Below are 21273 nucleotides of genomic sequence, written 5' to 3' on the forward strand. Positions count from 1 at the left end.
TCAGCGATCGAGATGCCTCACCCGCGCACGCCGTCGACGATGTCGCTCACGGCTGACGCCGCCTTCAACCCGGCGCCGCTGAGCATCACCACCGTCGTCTCGGCAGCACCGATAACGTGCGATGCCAGCAGCCGCGAGTACGCTGCGCCCGCCACAGCGCTTGTGGGCTCGACGAACATGCCCTGCGCGCAGAGAACATCGAGTGCCGCTGCGATCTCGGATTCTGTGACGGCGAGGGTGGTCCCGCCCGTCATCCGCAGTGCGCCGAGCATCTGCCGCAGACGCATCGGACGCGCAATCGCTGTACCCTCGGCGATCGTGGCAGAGACGGGGCGATCGACCGGCACGTCGACTCCCGCGACAAAGCTGGCATCGAGGGGCGAACAGTTCACCGGTTGCGCGGCGTAGAGCCGCGGCATCCTCTCGATCTGGCCGGCCGCCAGAAGCTCGCTGAAACCAAGGAAACACCCCAGCAGACTGCTGCCCGCTCCCACCGGCATCACGACCGCATCGGGCGCGCGGAAGCCCAGGTATTCCCACAGCTCATAGGCCAGCGTTTTGGTTCCCTGCAGAAAGAACGCCTGCCAGTTGTGGCTCGCGTAAAAGCTGCCGTCGGGGCCCGCATTGTCTGCTCGGCTGATGGCAGCGCTCTGCGATTCTGCGCGCGGCCCCGCGATCAGCTCAACCGCCGCTCCATAGGCGCGTACCTGCGCGATCTTCGCCGGCGAGGTCGATGCGGGTGCGAAGATCGTGGCGGCAAGACCTCCTGCCGCTGCGAATCCAGCAACGGATGACCCTCCGTTGCCGGAGCTGTCTTCGAGAACCGAGCGGATGCCGCGATCGCGCAGATACGACAGCATCACGCTCGTTCCCCGATCTTTGAAGCTGCCCGTCGGGTTCAGCCATTCCACTTTGAACAGCGGCGCGCCGCCGCCGGGCCAGGTGCCCTCGAGCAGCGGGGTCAGTCCCTCACCCAGCGTGATGGGATGCGGGATGCTGACGGGCAGCGCCGCCCGATAGCGCCACAGTGAGCGTGACGACGTGTCAATGTCGTCGCGCCCGAGCCCCGCGCCCGGTTCGATCCACAGGGGGCGACCAGCATCCGATCGCCATCGCGGCTCGTGCAGCGGATAGGTGGTGCCATCAACGGGATCAACGTAGCTGCTCACGCCCCCAGAGTATGCGAGGCACACGCCCAGACGAGCACGCGACGGCCAGTGCGGCTACCATGTGGGCATGGCAGATTCATCGTTTGACATCGTCAGCAAGGTCGACAAGATGGAGGCGGAGAACGCCGTCAACCAGGCCCGCAAAGAAGTCGCGCAGCGCTACGACTTCCGAGGCACCGATCCGTCCGTCGAGTGGTCGGGTGAAAGCATCCTTCTGAAGGCGAACACCGAGGAGCGCGTGAAGGCGATCCTCGACGTCGTGCAGTCAAAGTTCATCAAGCGCGGCATCTCACTCAAGAGCCTCGAAAGCGGCGAGCCGTACCCGAGCGGCAAGGAGTACCGCATCGAGATCGGACTCAAGAATGGCATTGCCAGCGACCAGGCGAAGAAGATCTCGAAAATCATCCGCGATGAGGCACCCAAGAGCGTGAAGAGCCAGATTCAGGGCGACGAGCTGCGCGTGCAGTCGAAGAGCCGCGACGACCTGCAGTCAACCATCTCGCTGCTCAAGAACTCCGACCTCGACATCGACCTGCAGTTCGTCAACATGCGCTGATCACTCGGGGATCGGCCGGGCTTCTCGGTGCTGATCCTCGCCCCGATGTCGGACGGGCATGGTGCACTTCGCTCATGACAACGACACCAGTGACTGAAGCCGAGAACTACGTCGCCCACGCTGCTGAAGAGATCACGACACCGCACAGCGGCGAATGTCTGATCTGCTATGTGCAGCGCATGCTTGAAATGGGTTGCACAGGGTTGCGCTGGGCGACCCGATACCGTGACCTCTGCGCTCCGCGCGCCACACGTTTGGAGGCGACGCTGGGTCGGCGTGGCGGATTCTGCGACTGCGAGATTCTCATGAACGCCGTGGAATGCACACTCTACGACGATCCGAGCACTCCTGAAGTTATTTCTCTGCCGGAATGTCGGGGAGTGCAGCGAGGATCGACACAGCCATGCTCGCTCTGGCGCTGGTCATAGACGTCGAGCTGCGGCGGCCGCTCCCTCTTGTCGCGAGCTCGCGAATCGCCGAGACTGAGTACGAGGGCCGCCATGGGCGCGGCCCCGCCAGGGAGGTACATCGTGTCGAAGATCGTCATTCTCACCGGGGATGCTGCCGAGACCCTCGAGGTCTTCTACCCCTATCACCGCCTGCAGGAAGCCGGATTCGAGGTGCACATCGCTGCGCCGGAGAAGAAGAAGCTGCAGTTCGTCGTCCACAATTTCGTCGATGGATTCGACACCTACACAGAGGGACCCGGGCATCATTGGCCCGCCGACATCGCCTTCGCCGATGTTAACCCCGACGATTACGTCGCTGCTGTCGTCCCCGGCGGTCGCGCACCTGAGTACGTCCGCAACAACCCGGATGCCAAGCGCATCGTGCGGCATTTCATGGAGAAGGACGCTCCGGTGGCTGTCACATGCCACGGTCCGTTGATTCTCGCGGCTGCCGGTGTGCTGAATGGGCGCACGACATCGGCTTACCCCGAGCTCGCCATTGACGTTGAGACTGCGGGCGGTGTCTTTGAAGACGGCGGCGCCGTCGTCGATGGAAACCTCGTGAGCGCTCGCGCCTGGCCCGACAACGGCACATGGATGAAGGCGTTCCTCGAGGTGTTGCCCACCCCATAGTCACACTCGGGCAATGGTGCCCGTGCGGAGATACCGGGCCACGCTGGGTATTTCTCCCCACTGCGCGCCCCTGATCTCCGCCATAGGGTGAGGGGATGAGCACCGTCGGCCACGTCGATCTTCGACCGTTGACCCAGGCACGCCCTTCGTCTGCGGCGGTGCGTGTGTTCCGGTCGCATGTGCGCCAGGGCTTGTTTGGGGACGACGCCAAGGCCCCGACGGTCTCCACACTCGGCGTTGTCGTTGCCTCCATCCTCTTTTCCCTGGAGTTCGTGGCGTCCGCAGTGTTCATCGTCGGCGGGATCGTCGGCTCATCCGGAGATTCCCTGGTCCTCGGCATCGGGCTGGCGAGCGGCTTCCTGGTAGGGGTGCCGTTGTACATCACGCATGTGCGAAACACCTCGCGAGTGTGGAAGACCTGGTTCGTGCTCGCGGCATTTGCACGAGCAAACGGTTGGGGAACGCAACCGCACACCTCGGCCCCCAACTACCCCGGGATGCCGTTTCACACGGGGTATCGTCGGCGAGTTTTCGCGCGCGTCTATCGCAATGAGCCGCGATTCTTCGACGTGGCACACCTGGCATATTTCACGAACTACGGCAAAAGCCGAAAAGAACACACATGGACGTATCTGGCGCTGAAGCTTGATCGACGCATTCCACACCTCGTTGTCGACGGCCTGTCGAACAACGGCATTCTGGGCAGCAATCTTCCGGAGGCCGTGGCCCACAATCAGGTTCTGTCGCTTGAGGGCGACTTCGACAAGTACTTCACGCTGTACTGCCCGCGCGGCTATGAGCGTGACGCCCTGACGATCTTCACTCCCGATCTCATGGCGTTGCTCATTGACAATGTCGAGGCATTCGACGTTGAGATCATCGACGACTGGCTCTTCGTCTATTCCTCACGATTACTGCCGCTCGACGACCCGCAGACGTGGATGAGACTGCTCCGCATCGTCGACACCGTCGGCGCGAAGACAGTATCGCAGACGGCACGGTACAGAGACGATCGCCTGGTGCCGGTGAATACTCCGCCCTTGCAGCGCATGGCGTCAACCCACAACTTTGTCGCCCCACCCGGGCAGCGGCTCCGCACCGGCCGCCACTGGAAGCTCACGGTGGCAGTGACTCTCGGATTCACCCTTCTCTTCGCCATTTTCGCCGCCATCGTCGTGAACGGCGGCTGACGCGAGCACACCTCGCTCTTCAGCCGAGCGCGTGCATCACGTGCTTCACACGCGTGTAGTCCTCCAAGCCGTACATCGAGAGGTCCTTGCCATATCCGGACATCTTGAAGCCGCCGTGCGGCATCTCGGCCGTGAGCAGGATGTGCGTGTTCACCCACACACAGCCGAAGTCGAGGTCACGCGTGAGGCGCATCGCCCGCGCATGGTCGGACGTCCACACGCTGGCGGCAAGGCCGTAGTCGACGTCGTTTGCCAGCATGACAGCATCCGCTTCATCGCTGAACGACTGCACGGTGAGCACGGGCCCGAATGTCTCCTGCTGCACACACGCGTCGTCCTGACGGACGCCGGTGACCACGGTCGGTGCGAAGAAGAATCCGCGTTCGCCCACCCGGCGTCCGCCCGTGGCGATGGTCGCGTGCGCGGGAAGGTCGTCAAGCACGGCCTGCACCTTCGCGAAGTGGTTCACGTTGTTGAGCGGTCCGTAGAGCGCGTCAGCATCCGTTCCCGTCTTCGTCGCCTCCGCGGCGCGCACCAGCTCGGCGACGAAATCGTCGTGCACCGACTCATGCACGAGCACGCGGGTCACTGCCGTGCAGTCCTGCCCCGCATTGAAGTAGCCCGACTCGGCGAGCGCGTCGGCAGTCGAAGCAAGGTCGGCGTCTGCGAAGACCACGGCCGGGGCTTTTCCGCCCAGCTCGAGGTGCGAGCGGTGCAGACGCTTCGACGCGGATGCTGCGACCTGCCGCCCCGCGCGCACGGACCCGGTGATTGAGACGAGGCCGGGCACCGGATGCTCCGCCATCAGCTCGCCGGTCGACGCATCACCCAGCACGACGTTGAGCACGCCGTCCGGCAGCACGCCGCGACTCACCTCGGCCATCACGAGGGTGGACTCAGGAGTGGTGTCGCTCGGTTTGAGCACCGTCGTGTTGCCCGCCGCGATCGCCGGGGCGATCTTCCACACCGCCATCATGAACGGGTAGTTCCACGGTGTCACCTGTGCAACGACGCCGATCGGCTCGCGGCGCACATACGACGTGTGGCCCTCGAAGTACTCGCTCGCCGCAGCACCCTCGAGAACGCGCGCCGCACCCGCGAAATAGCGAATCTGGTCGCACCCGGTGATGACCTCTTCAACGCGGATCGTCTCTTTCGGCTGCCCCGTATTGCGATGCTGAGCCTCAACGATGTCGTCAGCGCGGGCCTCGAGCGCGTCGGCGAACGCCAGCAGTGCAGCCTGACGCTCGCCCGGCGTCGTGCGACCCCACGTGGCAGCCGCCGTTCTCGCGGCGTCGAACGCCGCATCAACGTCTGTCTCGATGGACACCGGAGACACGGCCACGCGCTCCTCGGTGATCGGGCTGACGACATCGATCGCCGAGCTGCCCGATGCATCGACGAAACGTCCGCCGATGAAATTCTTCAGAGGCTGCAGGTTCTGCTGCGACATTCTTCGCTCCTTTGCGATTTTCGGATGCCGTGAGGGGCGCAGCTTGTGGCCGCACCCCTCGTGCCGTCAGGCCGGCATCATCGTGTACTTGGTGTTGAGGTATTCATGGATGCCCTCGAGCCCGCCCTCGCGACCGAGACCCGATTGCTTGACGCCGCCGAACGGCGCCGCGGCGTTCGAGATGACACCCGCGTTGAGCCCGACCATGCCAGATTCAAGGCGCTCGATCAGACGGTGGCCGCGCGCGAGATCCTGCGTGAACGCGTATGAGATGAGGCCGTACTCAACGCCGTTCGCCATCGCGATGGCTTCGTCTTCCGTCGCGAACGGCGCGATTGCAAGCACGGGCCCGAAGATCTCTTCTCTCAGGATCTCGGCTTCGCTCGGAACGCCCGAGACGACGGTTGGTTCGTAAAAACTGCCCTCGCCATCGACGCGCGACCCGCCGTGCAGCAGCGAGGCACCGTGCCCGACGGCATCCTGAACCAGCCGATCTGCCTTGTCGACGGCCGCATCGTTGATGAGCGGACCGATCGTCACGCCGTCCTCCGTGCCGCGACCAATGCGCATGGCCTTCACCTTGTCTGTCACGCGTCGTGCGAACTCCTCGGCCACCGACTCGTGCACGATGAAGCGGTTCGCCGCCGTGCACGCCTGACCGATGTTGCGGAACTTCGCGGCGATCGCGCCGTCAACCGCCTTGTCGAGATCGGCATCCTCGAACACGAGGAACGGCGCGTTTCCACCGAGCTCCATCGAGGTGCGCAGAACATTCGTCGCCGACTTCGCGATGAGATCCTGCCCGACAGGTGTCGACCCGGTGAAGCTGAGCTTGCGCAGCCGTTGGTCGGCGATGATCGCGTCAGAGACCTCACCCGTGCGCTTCGTCGTCACGACGTTGACGACGCCCTTGGGCAGCCCGGCTTCTTCGAGCAGCTTCGCGAAATACAGGGTAGTGAGCGGCGTCAGTGAGGCCGGCTTGACGACGACGGTGCACCCCGCGGCCAGGGCGGGCGCAATCTTGCGTGTCGCCATCGCGAGCGGGAAGTTCCACGGCGTGATCAAAAAGCACGGACCCACCGGATGCTGCGACACGATCGTGCGCCCCGTGCCCTCCGGGTTCGTTCCGTAGCGGCCCGAAATGCGCACAGCCTCCTCGCTGAACCAACGCAGGAACTCCCCACCGTAGGTGACCTCGCCGTTGGACTCGGCGAGCGGTTTACCCATTTCAAGCGTCATGAGCAGGGCGAACTCGTCGCGGCGCTCCTGCATCAGGTCGAACGCATCGCGCAGGATGGTCGAGCGCGTGCGAGCGGGAGTCGCCGCCCACTCGGCCTGGGCTGCAACGGCGGCGTCAAGCGCAGCCGTCCCATCCGCGACTGAGGCGTTGGCGATCTCGACGAGAGTCGCACCCGACGAGGGGTCGGTAACGGCGAATGTCGAGTCGGCGTCACGCCACTCGCCGCCGATGAACAGTCCTGTGGGTACCTTCGCGAGCAGGTCGCTTTCTGAAATCATGGGAATTCTCCTTCTTGTCTGATTGTCGCGCGCGCGGCTGAGCCGGCGCGCAGAGTCGGTGGGCGCGGGTCTTACCGCGCGGGTTGCGGCGCGTCGCGCAGTGCCGTCGCCACGATGTCGATCCCCTCGACGAGCAGTTCCAGCGGGATGGTCAGCGGTGGCAGAAAACGGATCACATTTCCATACGTACCGCAGGTGAGCACGACCACGCCCTGGGTGCGGGCGGATGCGGCAAGGCGTGAGGCGAGGTCCGCGTCGGGCTCGCCTGACTCAGGGTGCACGAGTTCGACGGCGATCATGGCGCCACGTCCGCGCACCTCGCCGATGCGCGAATCGGATGCTGCCAGCTCGCCGAAACGTCGTGTGATGATCTCGCCGATGCGTTCGGCCGCTTCGCACAGCCCGTCGTTCTCGAACGCGTCGATGGCGGCGAGGGCTGCCGCACACGCGACGGGGTTGCCGCCGTAGGTGCCGCCGAGACCGCCGCTGTGCACAGCATCCATGATCTCGGCTCGACCCGTGACAGCCGAGAGCGGCATGCCGCCGGCGATGCCCTTCGCTGTGGTGATGAGGTCGGGGACGACGCCCTCGTGCTCACAGGCAAACATGCGGCCAGTTCGAGCGAAGCCGGTCTGGACCTCGTCGGCAATGAAGACGGCGCCATTCTCCTGTGCCCAGTCGGCGAGCGCGGGCAAGAACCCGGGTTCCGGAACGATGAAGCCGCCCTCGCCGAGGATCGGTTCGATGACGATGGCCGCCAGCTGATCGGTGCCAATCTGCGCCTCCATCCGGCTGATCGCGGCGCGAGCAGCATCCGGTCCGCTCTGCCCTCCGTCGCGCAAAGGATACGAGACGGGTGCGCGGTAGATCTCGGAGGCGAACGGGCCGAAGCCCTTCTTGTACGGCATCGACTTCGCCGTGAGCGCCATCGTGAGGTTCGTGCGCCCGTGATACGCGTGGTCAAAGGCGACGACGGCCTGCCGGCCGGTGTGGGCCCGCGCGATCTTCACGGCGTTCTCCACGGCCTCCGCACCCGAATTGAACAGGGCGCTTCGTTTGGCGTGCTCGCCCGGGGTCAGCCGATTCAGCGCTTCGGCGACCGCAACGTAACCCTCATAGGGAGTCACCATGAAGCAGGTGTGCGTCGAGAGCGCCGCCTGCTCGGCGATGGCCTGCGCGACACGGGGATGCGCGTTACCCACGCCCGTCACCGCGATGCCCGAGCCGAGATCGATGAGCGAGTTGCCGTCGACGTCGACGACGACTCCACCCCCTGCCGCTGCTGCGAACACCGGCATTGTCGTGCTGACCCCCGACGCGACGGCATTCGTCGTGCGCTGCATCAGGTCGATTGAGATCGGGCCAGGGATGCTGGTGACCAGACGCCGTTCCTGCGGGAGCGTGGGTCCACCGGTCACGTGTGCGTGCAAGGCTGCTGCATGCTGCCCCTCTGCGGACCCGCTGTGCTCGGCAATGGTCATGTCGTTCCCCGTTGTTCGCATCTGTGACGCCTCGTTGGCAGCATCTCGTGGTGATTGCGGTGCTTACCAAAAGACCCGCCCTGTTCTCTCATCGTAGGAACCGCCAGTGTCACGGCGGTGTGCCAGTTTGGAGCGTTTAGCGGTAAATACCCGACACAGTGGCACATCGGGATGATTTCGGTCTACGCTGGCTTCACCATGGCCATCACCGTTCATCGCCTTCTGGCGCGCACCGATCTCGGGCTGCGCCTCCTATCGCGGTTGCCCGAGCCGACAGCATCCGAGCTCCATCCCCTCGACCAGCCCCTCACCTGGGTGGCGAGCACCGACCTCGAGGATCCCACACCGTTTCTCACCGCGGGCAACATCGTGCTCACGACCGGACGACAGTTCGCCGATGATCCGGGCGAGGAGGCTGCACGCTACGTGCAGAGGCTCGCGCGTTTCGGAATCCGCGCGATCGGGTTCGGCACGGACGTGATCAGGGGCGTCCCGGCGGAACTCATCGCCGCGTGCGAGCGCGAACGGATGCCGCTGATCGACGTGCCGTACAGCACACCGTTCATCGCCGTCGTGCGCTACATCGCCGACCTCGTCACTGCTCAGGAGCAGGGGCGCAGCGCGTGGGCGGCCGACGCACAGCGCACGATTTCGCTCGCGGCTCTGCGCGACGACGGACTGCGCGCAAGCATCGGGGAACTGGCCCGACTCTTGGAACGCCCCGTCGCGCTGTTCGACGCACGCGGTGACCTCCTGCACGCAACCTCGCGCCCGCTGCACGTCAGCACCGACGCTCGCCGGCTTCTCGACCGGGGCATCCCGGCAGCCATTACGACGGACGAGGGCGTGATGCTGCAGACGATCGGGCGCGGCAGCCAGCTGCGCGGCGTCCTCGCCATTCCCGGCCCTCTCGATCACCCCGCCCAGGGCGTTGTTTCGGGTGTCGTCGCTCTCGCCGCCATGGCGCTCGAGCAGCGCCGTTCCCTCGCCGAAGCATCGCTTGCACTGCGCACCGGCGCGTGGCAGTGCCTGCGAGTCGGCAACGTTGACCTCGCACGACGGCTTGCCGACGGAGCGCTCCCCTCAGATCGCGTCATCGTCGGTATTCTCACGCGGGTTCAGAGCCCGGAGTCCGACTTCCGGCATAACCTCGACGTCGGCCCAACGCCGCAGCCCCATTCGCTCGACGACATACTCGCCGACCCGATGCTCGACGGACTCTTCACCGCATGGGACGACACCCGCATTGCTCTCGTACTTCCCAGCACCGGGCCGGGCGCACTCGCAACCCCCGGCGCTCCTGAGGCACATGCGTTCGCCGAGCACAACGGCATCCGCCTGGGGTTATCGTCAGCCACGGCACTGACCGAGATGCGGCAGGGAGTCATCGAGGCCGAGCTGGCGCTCGCCCGCGCGCCGCGCCAGGTCGGGGTTACTCGTTTCGACGAGGTCACGGATGCCGGCTTCGACGCCGTTCTCGACAACGACGCCACCCGCGCGCTCGCGCAGGCGATGCTGCGCCCCGTCACCGAGTATGACGCCACACACGGCACCGCACTCGTGCCTGCCCTACGCGCGTGGCTCGAGCACAACGGCGCCTGGCACCCCGCAGCATCACGCCTCGGCATCCACCGGCACACCCTGCGCAAACAGATCCAGAAAGTCGAGCAGCTGACCGGTCGTGACCTTTCACAAGCGCGGGCACGCGCAGAACTCACGTTGGCGTCTGACAGCATCCATTTAAGAAACTGATAGGTTTCTTATCTGCGACTTTTGCTCTATATTAGATACCGCTTGGTTTCTAATAGAGGAGCGACATGACCGCAGAATCCACCACCGCACCCCCGACGGAGCGCCTTCCCCGCACCGCTGTCCGCACGCTCGCCGCCGTGATCGTCGGCGGCGCTGCGGCAATTCTCGACTCGACGATCGTGACGATTGCGCTTGATCAGCTCAGCGCCGACCTCCACTCGACACCCGCGACAATTCAGTGGGTCGTCACCGCGTATCTTCTGGCCCTGGCCGCGGCGATTCCACTGAGCGGGTGGGCACAGAGCACGTTCGGAGGCAAGCGCTCGTGGATGGCGACGCTCACGATCTTCGTCGTCTTCTCGGCCGCGTGCGCGTTCGCCTGGAACGACACGAGCCTCATCGCCTTCCGCGCCCTCCAAGGGTTCGGGGCCGGCATGATCTTCCCACTCATGCAGACTCTCGCGGTGCAGGCAATCGGATCGACGAGCAAGAAGCTCATGGCCACAACGGTTGCGGCGATCAGCGTCCCGCTCGCGCTCGGCCCGGTCATCGGACCCGTGCTCGGCGGCATCCTCTTGAACAGCGCGGGCTGGCGCTGGCTCTTCCTCATCAACGTTCCCCTCGTCGCCGTCGGACTCGTCATGGCGTGGCGCATGATCGCGCCGGACACGCCACGTCGGACTGAGACGGCGCGCATCGACGTCATTGGTCTTGCCCTGCTCATTCCCGCGCTCGTCGGCATCGTGCTCGGGCTGTCGAACGTCGCGTCCGCAGGCGGCTTCACCCACGCCGATGTTGTCGTACCACTCGCCTGCGGCATTGTTCTCGCCGCGGCGTTCATCATCTGGGCCCTGCGCCGAGGTCATGACGCCGCCGTCGACATTTCCCTCGTGAAGCTGCGCTCACTCGCTGCATCGTCGGGAGCCCTCTTCACCGCGGGAGCAACGCTGTACGCGGGAATGTTCCTGCTCCCTCTGTATTGGCAGCAAGTGCGCGGCGACAGCGTTTTGACTGCTGCTCTGGTCCTCGTACCTCAGGGCATCGGCGCACTGCTCGCCCGCATTGTGGCCGGGAAGCTCGCTGCCCGCTTCGGCGCCCGCTCACTCACGATCGGCGCGTTTCTGATCACGGCTGTGGCGACCGTTCCGTTCGCTTTCGCCGGACCGGGAACGTCCGGCTGGTGGCTCGGGGGCGCCCTCTTCGTGCGCGGGCTCGGGGTGGGCGCGGTGATCATGGCGCCGATGATGGTCGCATACTCGGATGTGGCACACGATGAAATGCCGCACGCAACAATGCTCACCCGCATCACCCAGCAGATCGGCGCCTCGCTCGGTGTTGCCATCGTCGCCGTCGTACTTCAGACTTCCGCCGCCGCTGACGTGGTCGGCGGATTCCAGATCTCGTTCTGGTGGCTCATCGGCATCACCGTCGTCGCGCTCGTTCCCGCTCTCGCGTTTCGTCGTGAGAGCCTTGATCAACAGGGTTCCGCGACGAAAGGATAGACAGGTGGATGCCGCTAAGACACGCAGACGCGGGGCAGAACTCGAAGCTGCGATTCTGACGGCGGCATGGGACCAGCTCGTCACCGAGGGGTACGCGCGGTTCACCTTCGACGCGATCGCGGATCGTGCTCAGACCAGCAAGCCCGTGCTCTACCGGCGGTGGAGCAATCGCGAAGAGCTGCTGCGTGCAACCGTTCGGCACCGCGGAGCTGCAGCGTCGCCCCAGGTTCCCGACACGGGCAATGTGCGCGACGATCTCATTCAGGCTCTGCGCCGCGCCTCCGGAGCCGAGAACTCCGTGGCCGCGATGCTCACCGCTCTCGTCTCCAGTCACTTCGATGATGTCGGGTTGACGCCGGCCGAGCTGCGCGCCGAGCTGCTCGGCTCACGCAGCTCGTCGATCGAGACGATTCTTGAGCGCGCTGTCGACCGGGGCGAAGTGGATGCTGACATGCTGACGCCTCGCGTCGTCGACCTTCCGTTCACGCTCTTCCGCCATGAGTACGTCATGACGTTCGCTCCGCCCACGGACGCGGCCATCGTCGAGTTCGTCGACGAGATCGTCCTTCCGCTCATCCGGCGCGCATAAGAACGCGCTGCCCACGCAACGCGAGAACCACGAGCACCGAGAGCGCGAGAACCGCTGCGCCATCGAGTGCGTAGATCAGGGAATTGATGAATACGCCGGGGAAGAAAAACTCAAGTTCGCCCTGAACAGCATCCCGGATGAACTCGAAAATCACGATCGCGACATAACCCAGCGCTCCGCCGACGAGCGTCAGAATCAGCACGTCGGAAAGTGCATGAATCCGCGTCACGGGACGAAGTAAAACGATTGCGACAAAAGCTGCGGCGGCGAACATCACACCACGCGTCGCCGGAAGCCAAATGTCTGCGAACACGGTTCCGAAATCTCCACGCGCCAGAACCGGAAGCAGCCACACGACGACCGCTTCCACCAGCGTTGCCGCGACGACCAGCGCCACAAGTATCAACGTGCTCCTCGTAGGAACACCCTCAGACAGCTCACGCGCCTGGTAACGAGCGCGCACAGCGAAGGCGCCGAGTGCCAGCACGAGCGTAAACACGATGGATGTCGAGATCAGGCTGCCGATGTTCAGCCTGAACTCCTCGCCGCCAAGCGACGCGAAGATCTCTGAGATCAACTCGAAGGCGGCAGAGACAACGAAGCCGATACCTCCGGCGACGAGAACCGGCGCGAGACCCTCTGTGAATGGACGAGTGTGCGGAACCGGCTTCAGAAAGGCGAGAGAGACGAATGCCGCAAGCGCGAACAGCAGCATCGGTACGAGTGGAGCGGCGATCATGCCCAGGTTCATACCAAGCGATAACGAGAAGCTCGTGGCTGTGGCGGCCGACAGTGCCGCCGCCGTGAGCATCGTCTCGACGACGGACAGCGCGACCACGCTTCCGCTGGAAATGAGGGCGGTCACGACAGCAGAGGGCGGCGATGGTTGCGACCACAGGTTTTGGTGAGTCATGCGCTCGCGTCTTTCATCTGCCGTGACACCCTCCAGAGACACCCACGACCACCGTTGCCTCCGCCTACCCGATTGTTGTCGACAGTGAGGGGTATCGACTCGTCAAATCCCTGCGGCCCGCCCCACCCGGTTCGAACGGAAATCGTCATGTTCCGGGCGACGATTCGTGTGGCGGAGACGGCGGTGCTGGTGGTGCTGGCGGCTCATTCTGCGCCGGCGGAGACGGCGGTTGTTGATACTGGCCCGGAGGAAACTGGCCGGGCCGGGCCGGATACTGTGGCTGTGTAATTGGGCCAGCGGTGGGGTGTGCAGGGGTGTGATTCTGCGCGCCTGGTTGCTGTAGCCGCTGTTCCTGGGGCACCTGAGGACGCATGAGCGCCCGCTGCCCGCGCCACGCCAACAGCACAAGGATCGCGAGCGCAATAATGGCAAGCAAGTCGATGGCCCGCACAACACTCTCGAAGAAGGTGAAGGGGAAGTAAAAGTCGAGCCCGCTTTGAATCGTCGCCTCGACGATTCCGAAGATGATGTCCAGGACGAGTCCCAGGACCGTAGCAATGGATGCACTGATAACGACATCTGCGATGGTTCGGATTCGCGACAGCGGACGGATGAACGCGAGTATCACGAAAACGGCGGCTGCAAAAACCCCTCCACGGAGGAAGCTCAGACCGACCCACGTGAGAATCTGGACGAAATTGATCCCTCCGAGTGACATCAGAAGACTGACGATGACGGATTCAGCAAGCACGACACCCGCGATGATCAGTGCGCTGAAAATGGTGCTGCTACTGACGGTCGCCCCGACGCCAAGCTCGTGCGCGTGAAAACGCGCCCGCGAGAAGAGCGCACCGCAGCCCACGACGAGCGTGTACACGAACGCCGTGATCACGACGCCTCTGATGTTCAGGGGGAACTGGCCACCGTCCAGCGACTGAATGGTCGCAAATATAACCTGAAACACGAGAAGCACGCCAAATCCGATCCCACAGACAATCAGAAGCGGCACGGCTACCGCCGCCACGGGCCTGTTCAGCGGAATCGGCTTCAGGAAAGCGAGCACAACAAATGCAACGACGGCGAACAAGACGCCAGGGACGAACGTAGACAGCAACGGCCAGAGTGCCGGGCCGAATGCGATCGAGAGCTTGATAACCCCGAGAATCGTGTCAACGAAAGCGAACGCGAGCAGAAGACCCGAGGCGATCAGCGCCGTGCCGATTGTGCCCTGTGGTCCTGCGCCCATCTGCGGTTGAGACTGACCATTCCACTGCGGCTGGAGAGGGTATCCCTGGGGCTCCGCCTGGGGCCAGCGCGGTTGTGAGAATTGGTCAGGGTGGTGAGAAGACGCTTGTCCTGGCTCCCCCTGCTGCGGATTCGTCATGCCGGTCAGGTTAACGCCTCTGTTGCGCAACACCTATGGGCAGAAGTCACCATCGCCGCCCGTACCCGGCGAGCCAACGCCTCAACTCAGAGCGCACACGTTCACGAACTGGTGCCGCCGACAGCGTCACATCGTGCATGGCCCCGTCGATCCGCACGAGCGTGACGTTCTGACCGAGCCGCGGAACCCGCTGTGCAACCTCATCCACGTTGAGCACGATGTCCGTCGTGCGCATCTCTTCAGACCAGGTGCGCGAGATCGTCGATTTCGATGACAGCAGCACCAGCACGGGAATATCGATGGTGAGGCCCGTGGCCACCCGGCGTTGGGCTGTGAAGACCGCCGCGAGCCAAGCGGTGTGCGTCGCGAATCCGCGTTCTGGACGCCACCGAGGGTCGATGTGCCACTCCCCTTCGAATTGGTCAGAGATCGTGCGGGTATAGAAGCCGAAGTCCACCTGTGGCAGTGAGCGGAGCGGAGTGATGCGCGCGCCGATCTCGAGCAGCGGAGTCAGCGCCTCCCGCCCCAGACCGCCGATCTGAAATTCAAGCCATGGACTGTTGAGCACAAGCGCGTGTGCCCGGCCCGGATGGCGGTTGACCCACAGGCTCATGGTGAGTCCGCCCGTCGAGTGAGCCATGATGAACAACCGCCGGTTCGTCGGTCTGCCTTCGCCGTGCCCCATTGCCGTGAGCGCGGCCTCGATGTCTTCGTCGTAGGTGTCGAGATCACTGATATAGCCGGGAGTTTGATGCTCGCGCAGGCTTCGACCGTACTTGCGCAGATCGAGCGCGTGAAACCGAGCACCCGTACTTTCCCAGGCCTCCGCCAGATGACGCTGGAAGAAGTAGTCGACCCAGCCATGGACGTAGAGAACATCGACATCCGAGAGGGGGCGGGCGGATGCTGTCAGGCTCTGCCAGCGCGAGCGCCGCGTGCGCACAAGCGTCGCAACGACCTCTCCCTGAGGATCGGGAGCCAGGGGCAGCGTGGCGCTCTCAAACCGCTCACCCAGGACATCCGGCTCCCACGAGACCATAGTCTCAGCGTAGCGAAGCCGACGGCAGACGCGAGGAGCCCCTCATGGGGGACAGCGCCATTTGGTAAACATGAGTATTCTTCATGTTAGGGGTTCCAGAGGAGCTTCTTCCGCAGAGGTCACACCAACGACGCACTTCCCCTCATGTGTGCGACTACGGTGTGGCCTCTGTCGGCTTTCCCGGAGAAACGGCGCGCATAACCGCGTGACGCAAGAACGCCCGTCGAGAATCATGGACGCCCTGAGGCTCCGCCTTCGAGGCCGTGAAGACGTTGCTCACGGGGGACCATGCCATTGACATCGTGATGACCATGGCCATCACGTCAAACGGCTCGACGCCCGCGATGACAGCTCCGGCCTTCTGCGCGTCAGCGATCGACGAGAGTTTTCCCGCATCCACACGGTCTGCCTCCGGAAGCAGGTGCCCTTCCGGTCGGCACTCGAGCCGAGCCCACGTTGCCAGTCGAACAAGATCGGGGCGTTCAAGGTACTCGTCGTACAGCCGAACAGCCCAGTCGGCGAGATCCTCTGCCGAGATCGGGACGACTTCGAGCATGTGCTGCAGCGACGCCTCGAACACGGCTTCAAACAAGGCTGTCTTGCTGCCGAAATACGAATACAGCTGCGCCTTGTTCGTGGTGGCGGACGCCGCGATTCGGTCAACGCGCGCGCCTGCCACCCCGTAAGCGGCAAACTCGGCGGTCGCAGCGGTCAAGATGCGCTCGCGGGTCGCGCGCCCGCGCTCCGTCATAGGGTCATTCGCCATGCCTCAACATTACCAACTAGTCAGTTTGTACATCAGCGCAAACCCCCTTAGACTTTCCAACCAACTAGTTTGTTACTTCAGGAGGACACGGCATGCGCCAAACGATGGCATATGGATCTCGCGGGTCGTCGACCGTCACCGCACAGCGAATCGAACGCCGCGAGCTGAGACCATCAGACGTCGCCATCGATGTCACGTACTGCGGCGTCTGCCACTCAGATCTCCACGCCCTGCGCGAGCACGCGTCCCGCGGATCGGGTGATCTGCTCGTCCCCGGCCATGAGTTCGTCGGAACAGTCAGCGCGATCGGAGCGGACGTCGCCGAATTCGCGGTCGGGGATCCCGTCGCCGTCGGCAACATCGTCGACTCCTGCGGTGTCTGCGACATGTGCCGAAGCGGACAGGAGAACTTCTGCCGTGAATTCCCCACGACAACCTACGGTGGTCGCGACCGTATCGACGGATCTCCGACGCTTGGCGGCTATGCAGGCGAGTATGTGGCGCACGAAAAGTTCGTCTACCACCGCCCGCCGCACCTCGACCCGGCTGCCGTTGCCCCGCTGATGTGTGCGGGGATCACGGTCTGGGAGCCACTGAGCCAACGGAACGTCGGCCCCGGCAGCACCGTCGGTGTCGTCGGGCTGGGCGGCCTCGGACACCTGGCCGTCAAGCTTGCGCGGGCGCGGGGAGCCTCAGTGATCGTCTTCACCACGACACCGGCTAAGGCTGATGACGCGCGGGCGCTCGGTGCCGATGAGGTCGTCGTCTCCACTGACGCCGAAGCAATGGGCAGGATGCGAGGACGCATCGATCTCATCATCGACACAGTTGCTGTCCAGCATCCGCTTGAGCCATACCTGGATGCTCTTGCACTCGACGGGGCGCTGAGCCTCGTCGGGTACCTCGGCAATGTGAGCGTGAACGTCCTGTCACTGCTCATTGGGCGCAAGAGCCTCACCTCTGCGGGCAGCGGAGGCCGCTCCTACACGCAAGAGCTTCTGGACTTCTGTGGCGAGAACGACATCGTGGCCGATGTTGAAGTGCTCCCGTCATCTCGGGTCAACACGGCACTCGACCGCCTCGGGCGCAACGACGTACGGTATCGGTTCGTCATCGACATGGCGGATCTGGCGTGATCACCGGCGGCCCTGAGGCGTCTTCACCCTCACGCGAGCAGCGCTTCAGCGGCGACACGAGAACTCGGGATTCCCGCCTCGGCCGGTTGCGGATCGATGTCCGCTGTCATCGCAGCCAGCGCCAGCTCGAGTGAGCGCACAACGTCGTCGCGGCATTCTTGCGATTCGACGACGAAGCTGGCAGACCCGACGGCGAGTGCGCTGACTCCGAGGACGCTGTCGCGGCACTGATCGGCGTCGAGCCCTGCCGCGGCGAGCGCATCGAGCAGGTACTGCATATCCTCAGGCGCGACCAGTTGATGGACGCGCCCGGGCGTCATGACCATGTGCAGCAGCCACGGATGCGTGCAGAGAGCACCGAACGCGGTGTGTGCGTAATGGATGAGCAGTTCGCGTGCGCCCTGGCCCTCTGCCGTCACGATCGTCTGTGTTCCGGTGATCAGCCGGGCCATCTCGTCGAGAAGCTCGTCGCGATCGCGGACGTGATGGTAGATCGCCATGGGCGTCAGCCCGAGCCGCTTGGCAAGCTTACGCATGCTGACGCCGTCAAGCCCATCCTCGTCGGCGAGGGCGATCGCAGTATTGACCAACTCCGTCTTCGCAATCATCACTACAAGCAGACACCCGAAACGCGTGTTTGCTGCGGTCGGTGCGCGTTCGTTACCGCACTGTGACCTTGAGCGACCGTACGCTGTATACCCGAGTTCACCCCCGGATTTACGCAAAACTGGTGCGCCGCCACTGCATGGCGTGACCCTCGAATGCGGGGGAACAGTCCCCTCATCACATGAGTAGCGTGCGGATCACGAGAACACTTATGAGGGGTGGCCCATGTCAACTGAACTCGAAACCAATCGCCGAACCCTGATGAAGATGGGCGCCTGGTCGGTCCCCGTGATCGCAGTGGCCGCGGCAACGCCTGCCGCCGCGGCATCCGAAGCGACAATCACGTACACAATCACGGGTACCACCGCAAGATACACAGGCCAGGTCGATGACGATGGGTCTTACATAATATTCATTCAAACGACACTCAGTGTCTTCTCGGGATCGTGGCCGGCTGAGAACCTGCAGCTCCGCGTAGATGCGACCTCAGCGACTGGACCGAGCGGCGGCACATACAACATCTCCGCTGCATCGTGGCCCAACAGTCACACGTTCAAAGGGCTCTACAGGACCAGCCACGATGACCTGCAGGAACTCACATTGACACTGCTCGATGCGGAAGGGAACCTGCTTGCCACGTCTGCGACGGTGACAATCACTCAGCCGTAGGAGGCATAGCTCTGCCTCGGCAATGACATTCCGAATCGAGTTATCTTCCGCGGGAGATCTTCACCATCTCGTCACGCGGCACGACCTTGATACGGGCGCGGTCGTGCGGCTCGCCCAGCGCGATCTCGTGCGCGTCGAGGTTGTGCCAGCCGTCGAGATCCGTGTATTCCACACCGCGTTCGTTGAGCACGTCGACGATCGCCTGCTCGTCAGGGAACTCCGGCGTCCACCAGTTCCCCTGGTCGTTGATGATGTGCGACACCGTCTCCATCGCGTCAGACTTGGTATGCCCGATGAGCCCGATCGGGCCACGCTTGATCCACCCGGTGGCGTAGACCCCGTGCACCTGCTCGTTCGTCGCGCGATCCATCACGCGCCCCTCATGGTTGGGAAGGATTCCGAGCTTCTCGTCAAACGGGATGCCGTCAAGCGGCGATCCGAAGTAACCGATCGCCCGGTACAGCTGGCCGATCGCGATCTCGCGGATCTCACCCGTTCCCTCGACGCCGCCCTCGCCGTCGGGGCGCGTGCGCTCATACCGGAACGCCGCGACATTGCCTTCGCCGTCGTCGACGACCTCGAGCGGCTTCGCGAAGAAGTGCAGGTGCAGTCGTCGCGACGCCTGCCCGGTCTCGCGCTGGCGCCACTTCTGCAGCACGCGGTCGATGACCATGACCTGCTTGTTGCTCGCGATCGCCTCTTTTGACGCCTCGTCGTAGTCGAAGTCTTCGTCGTACAGAATCATGTCGACGTCGTTCATCTCACCGAGCTCGCGCAGCTCAAGCGGCGTGAACTTCACTTGAGCTGGACCGCGGCGTCCGAACACGTGCACGTCCGTGACCTCTGATGCTTGGAGCCGCTCATACACGTTGTCCGGAATCTCCGTCACCAGCAGGTCCTCAGCGTGCTTGGCGAGGATCCGCGAGACATCGAGCGCCACGTTGCCGTTGCCCACAACCGCGACAGACTTCTGATCGAGCGGCCAGTCACGCGGCACGTCCGGGTGTCCGTCGTACCAGTTCACGAAGGCTGCCGCGCCATACGATCCCGCGAGTTCAACACCCGGAATGTCCAGACTGTGATCGCGAATCGCTCCCGTAGCGAAGATCACGGCGTTGTAATGCTTCTTCAGATCGTCGAGCGTCACATCCTCGCCATAGCGCACGTTGCCGAAGATCCGGATGTCACCGCGGTCGAGCACGTCGCGCAGTGCATTGATGATGCCCTTGATGCGCGGGTGATCGGGCGCAACGCCGTAGCGCACGAGCCCGTAAGGCGCGGGCAGCTGCTCGAAGAGGTCAATTGACACCTCGAACTTGCGCTCGGCCTTCAAGAGGATGTCGGACGCGTAGATTCCGGCCGGGCCGGCACCGACCACGGCGAGTCTCAGCTTTGTCACATGATTCCTTTGGTTGGGTACGCTGCGGGTGACGCGGGCGTTTATCTGTCTCTGTCGGCCAGCTTGTGGCCAAACCGGGTGAGGGCGTCGCGCACGGGCCCCTCCGGAAGGTCGTCGAGGGCGGCGATCGCTTCCGCCGCCCACTTCTTTGCCTCGGCACGCGTGCGCTCGGTGACCGGGTGTTCGTAGAGCTGCGTCACGGCCTGGGTGAATGATTCGGATGCCGCGGCGTCGAGGTCGCCTGACTCGGCGTCGATCCGCTGCACGAGGTCTGCGTCAGCAGCATCCGTCTGCGCGCTCTGCCGCAGATAGATCATGGGCAGTGTGGCGACGCCCTGGCGAAGATCCGTTCCGGGCACTTTGCCCGTCTGCTCGGGCTGCGGCGAGAGGTCGATGACGTCGTCGACCAGTTGGAAGGCGACACCGATCTTCTCACCGAATTCACGAAGCGGACGCTGCAGGTCGTCGTCCGCATGTGCGAACAGCGCCCCGGCTCGCGCCGCTGTCGAGATGAGCGACCCGGTCTTGTCAGCGAGCACCTGAATGTAGTGAGTCTCTTCGTCTTCACCGTTCTCAGGGCCAACCGTCTCGTGCAGCTGCCCAAGAACGAGCCGCTCGAAGGTGTCTGCCTGTAGACGAATGGCGCGTTCGCCGAGGTTCGCCATCAACTGGCTCGCGCGGGCGAACAGCAGATCGCCCGTGAGGATCGCCACCGAGTTTCCCCACACGGTGTGCGCGCTCGGCACGCCACGACGCCGGTCCGCGTGATCCATGACGTCGTCGTGGTACAGCGATGCGAGGTGCGTGATCTCGATCGCCTTCGCCGCGTCATACACGTCCTGCGTATTGCCGTCGCCGAGCTGCGCAGCCAGCAGGATCAGCATGGGGCGCACACGCTTGCCGCCGGCGTCAAGCAGGTAGCGGCCCGCAGCATCCGCCACCGAATCGGTGAACTCGAGGTCACCGATCAGCTGCCGTTCGATCTCGACGAGGCCCACGTCGATCTCCGAGACGACACGACGCATCGCCGAGCTCATCATCATGCGCTCGGTCAGGCCCAGCTGCTGCG

20 protein-coding genes are annotated in these 21273 nt (G+C 64.0%); 9 read left to right on the top strand and 11 right to left on the bottom strand.

The genetic code is table 11. From position 1 onward, the window contains the following. Window positions 1-17: 17 nt before the first annotated feature. The gene (locus tag OK352_RS01495; protein WP_265139618.1) at window positions 18-1169 is read right to left on the bottom strand and encodes a threonine synthase; all 1152 of its coding nucleotides are present in this window, start codon (window positions 1167-1169) and stop codon (window positions 18-20) included. A gap of 67 nt (window positions 1170-1236) precedes the next feature. Here OK352_RS01495 and OK352_RS01500 point away from each other — a divergent pair, with 67 nt between their 5' ends. The 4 genes from OK352_RS01500 to OK352_RS01510 all read left to right on the top strand — a co-directional run bounded on the left by OK352_RS01500 (window position 1237) and on the right by OK352_RS01510 (window position 3997). After that, on the top strand, window positions 1237-1725 hold the full coding sequence (locus OK352_RS01500) for a YajQ family cyclic di-GMP-binding protein (protein WP_265139619.1): 489 nt from the start codon (window positions 1237-1239) through the stop codon (window positions 1723-1725). A gap of 74 nt (window positions 1726-1799) precedes the next feature. Beyond that, complete coding sequence (locus OK352_RS17670) at window positions 1800-2153, top strand: DUF2695 domain-containing protein (protein ID WP_372338069.1); 354 nt, start codon at window positions 1800-1802, stop codon at window positions 2151-2153. Window positions 2154-2255: 102 nt separating this feature from the next. Then, window positions 2256-2807: a DJ-1/PfpI family protein gene (locus tag OK352_RS01505; RefSeq protein ID WP_265139620.1), complete on the top strand. Its 552-nt coding sequence runs from the start codon at window positions 2256-2258 to the stop codon at window positions 2805-2807. A gap of 95 nt (window positions 2808-2902) precedes the next feature. After that, window positions 2903-3997, top strand: a complete 1095-nt coding sequence (locus OK352_RS01510) for a hypothetical protein (RefSeq protein WP_265139621.1) — start codon at window positions 2903-2905, stop codon at window positions 3995-3997. A gap of 19 nt (window positions 3998-4016) precedes the next feature. Here OK352_RS01510 and OK352_RS01515 read toward each other — a convergent pair whose 3' ends face one another. From OK352_RS01515 to gabT, 3 genes are all read right to left on the bottom strand, one after another. Beyond that, entirely contained in the window at window positions 4017-5450 is a 1434-nt protein-coding gene (locus OK352_RS01515; protein ID WP_265139622.1) for an aminobutyraldehyde dehydrogenase, read from the bottom strand. A gap of 66 nt (window positions 5451-5516) precedes the next feature. Next, the gene (locus tag OK352_RS01520; protein ID WP_265139623.1) at window positions 5517-6968 is read right to left on the bottom strand and encodes an NAD-dependent succinate-semialdehyde dehydrogenase; all 1452 of its coding nucleotides are present in this window, start codon (window positions 6966-6968) and stop codon (window positions 5517-5519) included. 71 nt (window positions 6969-7039) lie between these two features. Beyond that, window positions 7040-8449, bottom strand: coding sequence for a 4-aminobutyrate--2-oxoglutarate transaminase (gene gabT / locus OK352_RS01525; RefSeq protein WP_265139624.1), 1410 nt, complete (start codon window positions 8447-8449; stop codon window positions 7040-7042). A gap of 198 nt (window positions 8450-8647) precedes the next feature. Here gabT and OK352_RS01530 point away from each other — a divergent pair, with 198 nt between their 5' ends. From OK352_RS01530 to OK352_RS01540, 3 genes are all read left to right on the top strand, one after another. Continuing rightward, window positions 8648-10201, top strand: a complete 1554-nt coding sequence (locus OK352_RS01530; protein ID WP_265139625.1) for a PucR family transcriptional regulator — start codon at window positions 8648-8650, stop codon at window positions 10199-10201. A 65-nt stretch (window positions 10202-10266) separates the two neighbouring features. Further along, window positions 10267-11703, top strand: a complete 1437-nt coding sequence (locus OK352_RS01535; protein ID WP_265139626.1) for a DHA2 family efflux MFS transporter permease subunit — start codon at window positions 10267-10269, stop codon at window positions 11701-11703. Between the two features lie 4 nt (window positions 11704-11707). Next, complete coding sequence (locus tag OK352_RS01540) at window positions 11708-12292, top strand: TetR/AcrR family transcriptional regulator (protein WP_265139627.1); 585 nt, start codon at window positions 11708-11710, stop codon at window positions 12290-12292. Here OK352_RS01540 and OK352_RS01545 read toward each other — a convergent pair. The 4 genes from OK352_RS01545 to OK352_RS01560 all read right to left on the bottom strand — a co-directional run bounded on the left by OK352_RS01545 (window position 12276) and on the right by OK352_RS01560 (window position 16394). After that, on the bottom strand, window positions 12276-13205 hold the full coding sequence (locus tag OK352_RS01545) for a hypothetical protein (protein ID WP_265139628.1): 930 nt from the start codon (window positions 13203-13205) through the stop codon (window positions 12276-12278). The two genes, OK352_RS01540 and OK352_RS01545, sit on opposite strands and share 17 nt — an antisense overlap. Before the next feature lie 145 nt (window positions 13206-13350). Next, window positions 13351-14451 carry a hypothetical protein gene (locus OK352_RS01550; protein ID WP_265139629.1) on the bottom strand — a complete coding sequence of 367 codons (1101 nt, stop codon included), beginning with the start codon at window positions 14449-14451 and terminating at the stop codon, window positions 13351-13353. A gap of 184 nt (window positions 14452-14635) precedes the next feature. Beyond that, window positions 14636-15628 carry an alpha/beta hydrolase gene (locus OK352_RS01555; protein ID WP_265139630.1) on the bottom strand — a complete coding sequence of 331 codons (993 nt, stop codon included), beginning with the start codon at window positions 15626-15628 and terminating at the stop codon, window positions 14636-14638. Window positions 15629-15782: 154 nt separating this feature from the next. Further along, window positions 15783-16394 (bottom strand): TetR/AcrR family transcriptional regulator, encoded by a 612-nt coding sequence (locus OK352_RS01560; RefSeq protein ID WP_265139631.1) that lies wholly within the window; start codon window positions 16392-16394, stop codon window positions 15783-15785. Window positions 16395-16486: 92 nt separating this feature from the next. On the opposite strand from OK352_RS01560, the gene OK352_RS01565 reads away from it, so the two are divergent. Next, complete coding sequence (locus OK352_RS01565) at window positions 16487-17530, top strand: NAD(P)-dependent alcohol dehydrogenase (protein WP_265139632.1); 1044 nt, start codon at window positions 16487-16489, stop codon at window positions 17528-17530. 29 nt (window positions 17531-17559) lie between these two features. Here the strand turns inward: OK352_RS01565 and OK352_RS01570 are convergent, their stop codons facing one another. Then, window positions 17560-18138 carry a TetR/AcrR family transcriptional regulator gene (locus tag OK352_RS01570; protein ID WP_265139633.1) on the bottom strand — a complete coding sequence of 193 codons (579 nt, stop codon included), beginning with the start codon at window positions 18136-18138 and terminating at the stop codon, window positions 17560-17562. 223 nt (window positions 18139-18361) lie between these two features. Between OK352_RS01570 and OK352_RS01575 the strand changes: the two genes are divergently transcribed. Then, window positions 18362-18805 carry a hypothetical protein gene (locus OK352_RS01575; protein ID WP_265139634.1) on the top strand — a complete coding sequence of 148 codons (444 nt, stop codon included), beginning with the start codon at window positions 18362-18364 and terminating at the stop codon, window positions 18803-18805. 40 nt (window positions 18806-18845) lie between these two features. On the opposite strand, the gene OK352_RS01580 is transcribed toward OK352_RS01575, so the two are convergent. Both OK352_RS01580 and OK352_RS01585 read right to left on the bottom strand, forming a co-directional pair. Further along, window positions 18846-20204 (bottom strand): FAD-dependent oxidoreductase, encoded by a 1359-nt coding sequence (locus OK352_RS01580; protein ID WP_265139635.1) that lies wholly within the window; start codon window positions 20202-20204, stop codon window positions 18846-18848. A gap of 41 nt (window positions 20205-20245) precedes the next feature. Then, window positions 20246-21247 (bottom strand): polyprenyl synthetase family protein, encoded by a 1002-nt coding sequence (locus tag OK352_RS01585; protein WP_265140250.1) that lies wholly within the window; start codon window positions 21245-21247, stop codon window positions 20246-20248. Window positions 21248-21273: the final 26 nt, after the last annotated feature.

This window comes from Microbacterium sp. MPKO10 (genome assembly GCF_026107415.2).
Taxonomy (GTDB): domain Bacteria; phylum Actinomycetota; class Actinomycetes; order Actinomycetales; family Microbacteriaceae; genus Paramicrobacterium.

Coding starts and splice junctions, on each gene's coding strand:
- gabT (WP_265139624.1), bottom strand. CDS start 8,449: ATGACCATTGCCGAGCACAGCGGGTCCGCAGAGGGGCAGCATGCAGCA.
- OK352_RS01575 (WP_265139634.1), top strand. CDS start 18,362: ATGTCAACTGAACTCGAAACCAATCGCCGAACCCTGATGAAGATGGGC.
- OK352_RS01545 (WP_265139628.1), bottom strand. CDS start 13,205: ATGACTCACCAAAACCTGTGGTCGCAACCATCGCCGCCCTCTGCTGTC.
- OK352_RS01550 (WP_265139629.1), bottom strand. CDS start 14,451: ATGGGCGCAGGACCACAGGGCACAATCGGCACGGCGCTGATCGCCTCG.
- OK352_RS01515 (WP_265139622.1), bottom strand. CDS start 5,450: ATGTCGCAGCAGAACCTGCAGCCTCTGAAGAATTTCATCGGCGGACGT.
- OK352_RS01585 (WP_265140250.1), bottom strand. CDS start 21,247: ATGATGATGAGCTCGGCGATGCGTCGTGTCGTCTCGGAGATCGACGTG.
- OK352_RS01510 (WP_265139621.1), top strand. CDS start 2,903: ATGAGCACCGTCGGCCACGTCGATCTTCGACCGTTGACCCAGGCACGC.
- OK352_RS01570 (WP_265139633.1), bottom strand. CDS start 18,138: ATGATTGCGAAGACGGAGTTGGTCAATACTGCGATCGCCCTCGCCGAC.
- OK352_RS01555 (WP_265139630.1), bottom strand. CDS start 15,628: ATGGTCTCGTGGGAGCCGGATGTCCTGGGTGAGCGGTTTGAGAGCGCC.
- OK352_RS01500 (WP_265139619.1), top strand. CDS start 1,237: ATGGCAGATTCATCGTTTGACATCGTCAGCAAGGTCGACAAGATGGAG.
- OK352_RS01530 (WP_265139625.1), top strand. CDS start 8,648: ATGGCCATCACCGTTCATCGCCTTCTGGCGCGCACCGATCTCGGGCTG.
- OK352_RS01520 (WP_265139623.1), bottom strand. CDS start 6,968: ATGATTTCAGAAAGCGACCTGCTCGCGAAGGTACCCACAGGACTGTTC.
- OK352_RS01560 (WP_265139631.1), bottom strand. CDS start 16,394: ATGGCGAATGACCCTATGACGGAGCGCGGGCGCGCGACCCGCGAGCGC.
- OK352_RS01565 (WP_265139632.1), top strand. CDS start 16,487: ATGCGCCAAACGATGGCATATGGATCTCGCGGGTCGTCGACCGTCACC.
- OK352_RS17670 (WP_372338069.1), top strand. CDS start 1,800: ATGACAACGACACCAGTGACTGAAGCCGAGAACTACGTCGCCCACGCT.
- OK352_RS01535 (WP_265139626.1), top strand. CDS start 10,267: ATGACCGCAGAATCCACCACCGCACCCCCGACGGAGCGCCTTCCCCGC.